The organism is Collinsella sp. AM42-18AC (assembly GCF_003467965.1).
Lineage (GTDB): Bacteria > Actinomycetota > Coriobacteriia > Coriobacteriales > Coriobacteriaceae > Collinsella.
Map to the genome: position 1 here is coordinate 86072 of NZ_QSFY01000009.1, position 9121 is coordinate 95192.

At 57.6% G+C, this 9121-nt stretch carries 4 protein-coding genes and 6 tRNA genes; all 10 read right to left on the reverse strand.

Going from position 1 to position 9121, the window contains the following annotated elements; translation table 11 throughout:
• Positions 1-17 precede the first annotated feature (17 nt).
• Positions 18-2240, reverse strand: a complete 2223-nt coding sequence (nrdD, locus tag DW913_RS06785; protein ID WP_117798030.1) for an anaerobic ribonucleoside-triphosphate reductase — start codon at positions 2238-2240, stop codon at positions 18-20.
• Positions 2241-2874: 634 nt separating this feature from the next.
• Positions 2875-2949, reverse strand: a tRNA-Val gene (locus DW913_RS06790).
• A gap of 3 nt (positions 2950-2952) precedes the next feature.
• Positions 2953-3028, reverse strand: a tRNA-Gly gene (locus tag DW913_RS06795).
• 142 nt (positions 3029-3170) lie between these two features.
• Positions 3171-4904, reverse strand: a complete 1734-nt coding sequence (locus tag DW913_RS06800; RefSeq protein WP_233524967.1) for a glycoside hydrolase family 13 protein — start codon at positions 4902-4904, stop codon at positions 3171-3173.
• A gap of 335 nt (positions 4905-5239) precedes the next feature.
• A tRNA-Gly gene (locus DW913_RS06805) sits at positions 5240-5315 on the reverse strand.
• Between the two features lie 42 nt (positions 5316-5357).
• Positions 5358-5431 (reverse strand) — tRNA-Cys (locus DW913_RS06810).
• A gap of 34 nt (positions 5432-5465) precedes the next feature.
• Positions 5466-5541: transfer RNA gene (locus tag DW913_RS06815), tRNA-Gly, on the reverse strand.
• A 105-nt stretch (positions 5542-5646) separates the two neighbouring features.
• Complete coding sequence (locus DW913_RS06820; RefSeq protein WP_117641081.1) at positions 5647-6393, reverse strand: anti-sigma factor antagonist; 747 nt, start codon at positions 6391-6393, stop codon at positions 5647-5649.
• 78 nt (positions 6394-6471) lie between these two features.
• Positions 6472-8817: a GAF domain-containing SpoIIE family protein phosphatase gene (locus DW913_RS06825; RefSeq protein WP_117798031.1), complete on the reverse strand. Its 2346-nt coding sequence runs from the start codon at positions 8815-8817 to the stop codon at positions 6472-6474.
• A 59-nt stretch (positions 8818-8876) separates the two neighbouring features.
• Positions 8877-8966: transfer RNA gene (locus tag DW913_RS06830), tRNA-Leu, on the reverse strand.
• Positions 8967-9121 lie beyond the last annotated feature (155 nt).

A 9121-nucleotide genomic window follows, 5' to 3' on the forward strand; every position in this document is an offset into this window, starting at 1 on the left:
TCAGCCCCGGAGCGGTATTAGAGATGCAGCACGCGGTCGCGGATCTCCTCGGTTCGACCCTGGTTCCAGAATTGGGTACCGATGTAGCCGCACGTACGACGGGCGACGTTCATCTTCTCCTGGTCACGATTGCCGCAGTTGGGGCACACCCACACCAGCTTGCCGTCATCCTCGACAATCTTGATCTCGCCATCGTAGCCGCACACCTGGCAGTAATCGCTCTTGGTGTTGAGCTCGGCGTACATGATGTTGTCGTAGATGTACTGCATCACGCGAATGACAGCCTTGAGGTTGTCCTGCATGTTGGGAACCTCAACGTAGGAGATAGCACCGCCCGGCGAAAGCTGCTGGAACATGCCTTCAAACTTAAGTTTGTCGAAGGCATCGATCTCCTCGGACACATGGACGTGATAGCTGTTAGTAATGTAGCCCTTGTCCGTCACGCCCGGGATAATGCCAAAACGACGCTGCAGGCACTTGGCGAACTTGTAGGTCGTCGACTCCAACGGCGTACCGTACAGCGAGAAATCGATATCACTTTCGGCCTTCCACTCCGCGCACCTGTCGTTCATGCGCTGCATGACGGCCATGGCGAACGGCGTGCCCTCCTTCTCGGTGTGGCTGTGACCCGTCATGTACTTGACGCACTCATACAGGCCGGCATAGCCCAGGCTGATGGTGGAATAGCCGCCCACGAGCAGCTTGTCGATCGTCTCGCCCTTCTTCAGACGCGCCAGGGCGCCGTACTGCCAAAGAATCGGCGCGGCATCCGAAAGCGTGCCCATCAGGCGCTCATGACGGCACAGCAGGGCACGATGGCACAGCTCAAGGCGCTCGTCGAAGATCTTCCAGAACTTATCCATGTCCTGATGCGAGCTCAGCGCGACATCGGGCAGGTTGATGGTCACAACACCCTGGTTAAAGCGACCGTAGTACTTAGGCTTGGTCGGGTCATAGTTCAGCGCGTTGGCGACATTGTTAAAGCCGTTGCCCGAACGGTCGGGCGTCAGGAAACTGCGGCAACCCATGCAGGTGTAGCAATCGCCGTTGCCGGCAGTCTCGCCCTTAGACAGCTTAAGCTCGCGCATCTTCTTCTCGGAGATGTAGTCGGGCACCATGCGCTTGGCGGTGCACTTGGCGGCGAGCTTGGTCAGATAGAAGTACGGCGAATCCTCGCGAATGTTATCGTCCTCGAGCACGTAGATGAGCTTGGGGAATGCCGGGGTGATCCACACGCCGGCTTCGTTCTTAACGCCCTCATAGCGCTGACGAAGCGTCTCCTCCACAATCATGGCAAGGTCGTGCTTCTCCTGGGGCGTACGGGCCTCATTGAGATACATAAAGACCGTCACGAACGGCGCCTGGCCATTCGTGGTCATAAGGGTCACGACCTGATACTGAATCGTCTGGACGCCGCGACGGATCTCGTCACGCAGGCGGTCCTCAACAACCTCGCGGACCTTTTCGGGAGATGCCGAAACACCGAGCTCCTCGAGCTCGCGGGCAACCTCGCCGCGAATCTTTTGACGGCTCACCTCAACAAAGGGGGCGAGATGGGTCAGCGAAATAGACTGGCCGCCGTACTGGGAGGAAGCAACCTGGGCGATAATCTGCGTCGCGATGTTGCAGGCAGTCGAGAAGCTGTGCGGCTTCTCGATCAGCGTGCCCGAGATAACGGTGCCGTTCTGGAGCATGTCCTCCAGGTTCACCAGGTCGCAGTTATGCATGTGCTGGGCAAAGTAGTCAGAATCGTGGAAGTGGATCAGGCCCTCATTGTGGGCATCCACGATCTCCTGGGGCAGCAGCACACGCTGAGTCAGATCCTTTGAAATCTCGCCGGCCATATAGTCGCGCTGGACGGAATTGACGGTCGGGTTCTTGTTAGAGTTCTCCTGCTTGACCTCTTCGTTATTGCACTCGATCAGCGACAGAATCTTGTCGTCGGTCGTGTTCTTCTGGCGCTTCAGGCTCTGAACATAGCGATAGATGATGTAGTGGCGGGCGACCTCGTAGCAGTCGAGACGCATGATCTCGTCCTCGACCAAATCCTGGATCTCCTCGACCGAAACGGTGTGGCCCGCGTTCTCGCATGCCTCGGCGACGTTTTGCGCCGCATAAACCACCTGGCGGTCGGTAAGACGAGAGCTCTCCTCGACCTCCAAGTTTGCGGCGCGGATGGCATTGACGATCTTATCGATGTCAAAGACAACCTCGGTGCCGCTGCGCTTGATGATCTTCATCCTCTTGCCTTCTTTCGCGTCGTAGCCTCATTGCGCTTCAGAGCCAAACGATGCCCGGCAGGGCCTGCCCCTGCCTTGCGGCGCCGTCGCGCAATCTGTGTTCTCGATAAACCATAAGCCTCCATGCGGACATTCCCTAGAGCCAATCAAGCGGTTCAAGGACACGTTCAAAAGAGGCAGTTAAGGTCTTCGTTCTCTGTCCGCCATCTATCATACGACAAAGAAGCATCTATATCCTGTATTCTTTTTTTAGGTCAAACACAACATATAGTGTTTCAGCAGGTCAAAGCAATTGGTCATTTTGCAGACGCATTAAAAATGAGGGGTATTTGACAAGTCGGTAAAACGTTACCAACACGGCTACCTGCATGGCAGTTATAAAACCCCCTTAGTCAAGCCGCTGACAAATCCTACCAAAACCAAGCCGCTCACGCCAAAAGAATCCAAAAGATTATGCTTGACCAACATGTTGCGGTCACGATGGACCAGGACACATGCAATCTGCCGGCGCCCCCACGGGATGCGAAGACCATCGCGTACAGACCTTGGATCAATATTTGGCGGCTTATTTGGCGGCGTGCTTGGTGGCAAAACAAAACAGCCCAGAGGACATAGCCTCTGAGCTGCGAACATTTGGTGGGCGTTAGAAGATTTGAACTTCTGACCTCTTCCGTGTCAGGGAAGCGCTCTCCCCCTGAGCTAAACGCCCAAATGGAGCGGACAACGGGGCTCGAACCCGCGACCCCAACCTTGGCAAGGTTGTGCTCTACCAACTGAGCCATGTCCGCCTGCGAGGATTTAATATACGGGATGATCCACCCAAATGCAAGAACTTTTTTTGAAAAGTTTTGCGACGCCCTCGCGAACCTCGCGAAGACATCAGCCACCACGGAAGGTGTAGGCAAACGCAAGCTCGCCGCAAGAGGCCCCCTACAACTCAGCGAGCATGATCCAGGCAGAGCTGTCCTGCGCGAGCCTGCCATCTGCAAGCGGTGATGAGGTGAGCAGGACCCTACCCGCCGGCAGCTCCACGGGTGCTGCACCGAAGTTCGTCACACACGCCCAGCCGTTGTCGCGGCGATAGGCGATGACGCCGCCCTCAGCGCCCTCGGCACCATCCGCAAGGCCGGTGCACCCGTCAAGATCGAGCCACGCAAGATCGTTGGCGCACCCGCGCAGCTTGCGCCGCAGCCAGAGGGCGTCGCGATAGAACGCAAGCATCGATGCCGGGTCCGCTTCTTCCCTATCGGCAGCGTAATCGGAAAACCATGCAGGCTGTGGCAGATGGGGCGCCGCATCGGCGTCCGCCGGTGAAAACCCAAACGATCCGCCCTGCGCGGGATCGTCCGCTGCCACCCACGGCAGGGGCACACGACAGCCGTCGCGCCCCTTCTCGCGCTTCGGTCCGTGCGTATTGGTCGCAGTGGGATCTTCGAGTGCAGCCCACGGGATGTCAGCCACCTCAAAAAGGCCGAGCTCCTCACCCTGATACACGTATGCCGAGCCCGGAAGCGCCAACTCAAGCAAAAGGGCTGCCCGCGCGCGGCGCTCGCCGAGTTCACGGTCCTCGTCATAAGACGACCCGTCGCGTAAGAGCCAGTCGAGCGCAATCTGATGGTAGCGCGTCGCCTTGATTTGCGGCAGGGCATAGCGTGTCGCCACGCGCGGCACGTCGTGGTTGGAGAGTACCCAGGTCGAGGCGGAATCGGATTCGATGGCCGCCTTCAAGCCCTTCTCGATTGCAGCGTGCATGTCATCATAGGTCCAAGTGGCCTTGGCGAACTCAAAGTTGAATGTCTGGCCAAGCTCGCTGGGGCGTGCGTAGAGATACTGGCGCTCGGGCAGAACCCACGCCTCGGCAACGGCGCTGCGCGGCGGATCATAACGGTCGAACACGCGGCGCCACTCGCGATAGATCTCATGGACCTCGTTGCGGTCCCACAGCGGATGGGTGCCGTCCTCAACCATGTCATCGCCCTCGGCGAGATGCCACCGGTCGAGGTCATCGCGGTCGAGATCCTTGGCGAGACCGTGCGCCACATCAATGCGAAAGCCATCGACGCCTCGATCGCTCCAAAACGCCAGGACGTCGCAAAAGAACGCATGAACCTCGGGACACGACCAGTCAAAGTCCGGCTGCTCGGGCGTAAACATGTGCAGATACCACTGACCGTCCGCGACGCGCGTCCAGGCGGGGCCGCCAAAGTTGGCATTCCAATTGGTGGGAGGCAGCTCGCCGTGCTCGCCGCGACCATCGCGGAAGATATAACGGGCGCGCTCGGGTGATCCGGGGCCGGCGGCAAGAGCGGCTTTGAACCAGGGGTGCTGGTTGGACGAATGGTTGGGCACGATGTCGACGATGACCTTGATGCCGTGCGCATGAGCCGCAGCGATCATGTCATCGAAGTCGTCAAGCGAGCCGAGACGTGGGTCGACATCGCAGTAGTCCGCCACATCATAGCCGCCATCGACAAGAGGCGATGGGTAAAACGGGCTCAGCCAGATAGCCTCGATGCCCAGCTGCTCAAGATAGTCCATCTGCTGGGTAATGCCCGCGATATCGCCCAGACCCGAACCAGTCGAATCCTTAAACGAGCGCGGGTAGATCTGATAAATCGCGGCATCGGACATCCATGAGCGCGAAGAGGACTTTTCTGTAGCCATGGGATGAATCTCCCTTGCAACGAGGTTTTGCGAGATGCCCACGATGATACGCCCAAAGCTGACATTCACGGCAAACAACGCCGCAGCCACGCCCCAAACGCTCGCCCCCTCTCGGGCTCGAGCCTCCTGGGACGAATCGATCGATTAGTGAAAAGAACGGAAGACTTACTCCCCCGGCCACGACAGCGAGCGGGCTCCGGGTGCCCCAGGTTGCCGCGAAAGAGGAGGGAAGCGTACTTTATGTACGCGACCGACGATTGAGGGGCAAGATGGGGTGCCCGGGGCCCGCGCAGCGTCAACAAAAAACGCGGTTCGTTAGAACCGCGTAAGATAGTTGGAGCGGACAACGGGGCTCGAACCCGCGACCCCAACCTTGGCAAGGTTGTGCTCTACCAACTGAGCCATGTCCGCATATGTAAAACAAAACGGGCGCCGGAGCGCCCGGATGTTGCCTGGAGGCGAAGCCCGGATTCGAACCGGGGGTAAAGGCTTTGCAGGCCTCTGCCTTACCACTTGGCCACTTCGCCGAAAAAGGACCGCCTAAACGGTCCGGAAATGCAATGGAGCGGACAACGGGGCTCGAACCCGCGACCCCAACCTTGGCAAGGTTGTGCTCTACCAACTGAGCCATGTCCGCTTGCGGGTTATTAATTTACGCGAGTTGTCCAAAAGACGCAAGTACTTTTTTCAAAAAACTTGTCTGCCGCATGTTCTTAGTAGCTAAACGCGCTAAAGCGATTGGCTAGGCACACGATTCCAGCGCTCCGCTAAACAGCTTCACCATCTGCACGCGCGTGCCGGCGCCGTCCGTACGACGAGCAACCTCCACGTTATCGACGAGCATACGCATAAGCTTGATACCACGGCCGCGCTCCTCTGATGCGACCGGTTCGCTCGTTTCATCGATAGAATAGCCGGCACCTCGATCAAGCACCTCAACCACAACGCGATCGCTATAGGCCTGAACCGTCAGGACGCACCCGATACCGCCCGCATGGTCATAGGCATTACCCAGCGCCTCCCCCGACGCCAATGCGACATCGTAGCGCTCGTCACGGCGCAACGGAAGCGATTCAAGGAGTTCGGCGATGCGATGTCGGTAGTATGGAAGATTCTCGATACCCTGACGGACCTCGACGCTCTTACTCCAGCGAGGCAGCTCCCCCACCGGAATGGCGGGAATAGACTCCCGTGTCGGCCCCGCGACATGAAGAATATCGACAAGACGAGCAATCTCCAAAAAGCGAACAACTTCACCCGATGCATTGACGAGCGAAAGCAGGCCTTCTCGCCTCATGAGCTCACGAGCGCGCGTAAGCAGGAATGCCAAGCCCGTCGAATCGATAAAGCTAACAGCCTGACAGTTGATGACGACACGACGCACGCCGCGGCCAATCAAAGCATCCAACCGCCGACGCAGCGCAGGCACCGTGGCGATGTCGATATCGCCTGGTGGCGTCAAAACCGCTATGTCATTCCACTCATTCATACGACCATGGTTCCCCAAAAAAGCCCACTCGATGCATTCGTTTCCCCAACCGTACGGATTCAGCCCGCCCAGCGTCGTCTATGAACGGCCCCGTAAAAACTCAAGGGACACCAATGCAATGTCATCGTCCAGCGCCGATTCGGTAAATCGGTCAAGCTCGCCCAAGACCTTGCCGCAAATGCCCGACACGCCCTCACCCGAGACAGAGAGCAGAAGGTCGCGAAGGCGCTGCTCGCCAAAGAAAGCACCCGAGCGGTCACGCGCTTCGATTGTTCCGTCGGTGTACATAAATAGCATGTCACCAGGAGCGAACGTAAACACGCCTGTCTCGTACACCATGCTCTCAAAGGCACCGATTACCCCCGATTGGCATCCAAGCAGCTCGACCTCTCCCCCACGAGCCTCGCCGCCACCCAGCGGCATCGACTCTGGCCTGATGACCATGGTCGGAGGATGGCCCGCCGAACAATACGTTGCGCGTCCGGCTTTAAGGTCAATCTTGGCGATAAAGGCCGTCACGAACGTCTCGACCCTCGAAAAGCCCATAAGCATGCTGTTAAGGGAGCGTGCCATGCGGGCCGGTCCAGCGCCCTCCCAGGCATATGCCGTCAGGGCCGTCTTGACGAGTGCGGACATCGATGCAGCCTCAATGCCTTTGCCAGACACATCGCCCAGAATCATGACGGCGCAATCGTCGGGAAGACGGATGAGCGTATAGAAATCGCCGCCGACCAACGCCGAGTTCGTGGCCGACAGGTACACCGAATCGGCGGCGATTCCCGGAACATCCCCCAGTGAATTTCTCATGCCAATCTGGAGGGTCTGAGCGATATGGCGCTCCTCACGCTTTTGAGATTCGCCTTCATAGATCAGTTCAAAGTCATGAGCCAAGTGCACCAAGTAGTCATATTCAAGGTCATCAATCGGCTCTTGGCTACCATCACGAAGCAGCAGCGCACGCGTCGTCGGCCCCTTCGCAACAGAAGCAGGAACGATTGCGTCGTTACTGTGCTTGCCATCGCCCTCAGGGCGTGGGCGCCCCGCCTCGATGCCGGCGTCGACGTAGAGACCCTGGCAAGGCAGGCCATGCGCTCTAAGCCAGCCTCCCATAGGCATCGATTCGTCAACGCGAGTTATACGGACGTGTTTAAGGTCCTCGGCACTCGTGCCGCCCAAAACAGATGCCTCAAAGCCATCAGGGGCAGCCCCCAGACGTGCCGCTGGCGCCGTCGTGGAAAAGAAAAGCTTCTCGGGATCGTCCGGCAAAGCAACGCGACTGCCGCCTTCAAAATCTATGACGTAGGAATCCAGACTGGCGTCATACTCAACAGGGCAAAAATGGCAGTTGAGCATATTGCAGATCTCGGACGACACCGCCTGGGTAGCCGCGGCGGAATCGTCTAGAAAGGTAAACAACTCATCACGCAGCACATTGAGGGAACGACCAAGCTCGGCCGTGCGACGGGAGCGAAGGCTCGATGCCATGCCGACCAGCTGGATAGACAGGTAATCGCAAATGACCTCGAGCACATTAACGTCATAGGCGAGCGGTGCCTGGGGGCGTTTCCAACCAACTTCCAGCACACCGAGGATCTGCGTACCGTAAAAAACGGGAAGACAGATTTCACTGCGGTACGGAGGCATATCCTGCATGCGCAACAGGTGCTTAGAACGATTATCCAGGTCCATGAACATACCGGAGGCGGCCTTATCGCCCTCAAGGTCCTGTTGAATCGACAAGCGACAAGCACGCGACTCGCGAAGAACATACGTCGGAATGCCAGCGCCATACGGCAAAAACTCGGGCAGGTAGCTGTCGTACAGCTCCTTGGAAACACCGCGAAGCTTAAAGCCGCCGCTCTCAGAAAAATAGATAGCGGCACCCGAAGCATCGAGCGTTCCTACAAGCTGGTTCAAAACGGTATCAAGCAGGCTGGGTAACTCATCGGAGCCCACAGTGCTCATAATGACCGAGAGCGTCCCAGAGAGACGCTTGTTCGCCACTCTAAGCTCCGATAACGCACGCTTGAGTTGCCGGTCGTGAGAATACTGTTCCTCGATACTGTGAAGCGCCACCAGGACACGTGGTGCGCGGCACCCAAAGATGCGTGGAGGCGTTACGGAGCCCGCACGAACCAAGACGGGAATAAAAGAGCCGTCACTCAGCTTGAGCATCAGTTCGTTCTCGGAGCCATCAGTTTCAAATGGCAGACGATGTTCCGTCGCACGTTCAAAAGCGGACGAGTACAGGACGTCTTTAACATCTCCGCCGATGACGTCGGCGCGTTCCTCGCACATCAAACCAAGTAAGCGATTATTCACATGCAGAATGGTTCCGTCGAGCTCGCAGATGATGACAGCATCGCTCGTGATCTCGACTAGTTGGGCAACGTCTGCCCACTCGTTGCGTTCAAGCGTTTCCATCGTGGACCTCACCGTCTATCGGTAACAAAAAAGCCTCCGAAGAGGCTTCTCAAATGCGATGGTGTCGGAGGCGGGACTTGAACCCGCATGACCAAAAAGCGGTCACTAGCACCTCAAGCTAGCGCGTCTGCCAATTCCGCCACTCCGACATGCTATGTTGTTGATTCGCGGTTCGTTTTGTTGGGCCCGCGCGTTCAACGAGGAAGATAATAACCTATGATTCGAGAACTGTGCAAGCACTTTTTTCAAAAAAGTTTACGAATTTGTAATTCCTTGATTATCGACTTTATCCGAACACCTCCCA

Coding starts and splice junctions, on each gene's coding strand:
- DW913_RS06820 (WP_117641081.1), bottom strand. CDS start 6,393: ATGAATGAGTGGAATGACATAGCGGTTTTGACGCCACCAGGCGATATC.
- DW913_RS06825 (WP_117798031.1), bottom strand. CDS start 8,817: ATGGAAACGCTTGAACGCAACGAGTGGGCAGACGTTGCCCAACTAGTC.
- DW913_RS06800 (WP_233524967.1), bottom strand. CDS start 4,904: ATGGCTACAGAAAAGTCCTCTTCGCGCTCATGGATGTCCGATGCCGCG.
- nrdD (WP_117798030.1), bottom strand. CDS start 2,240: ATGAAGATCATCAAGCGCAGCGGCACCGAGGTTGTCTTTGACATCGAT.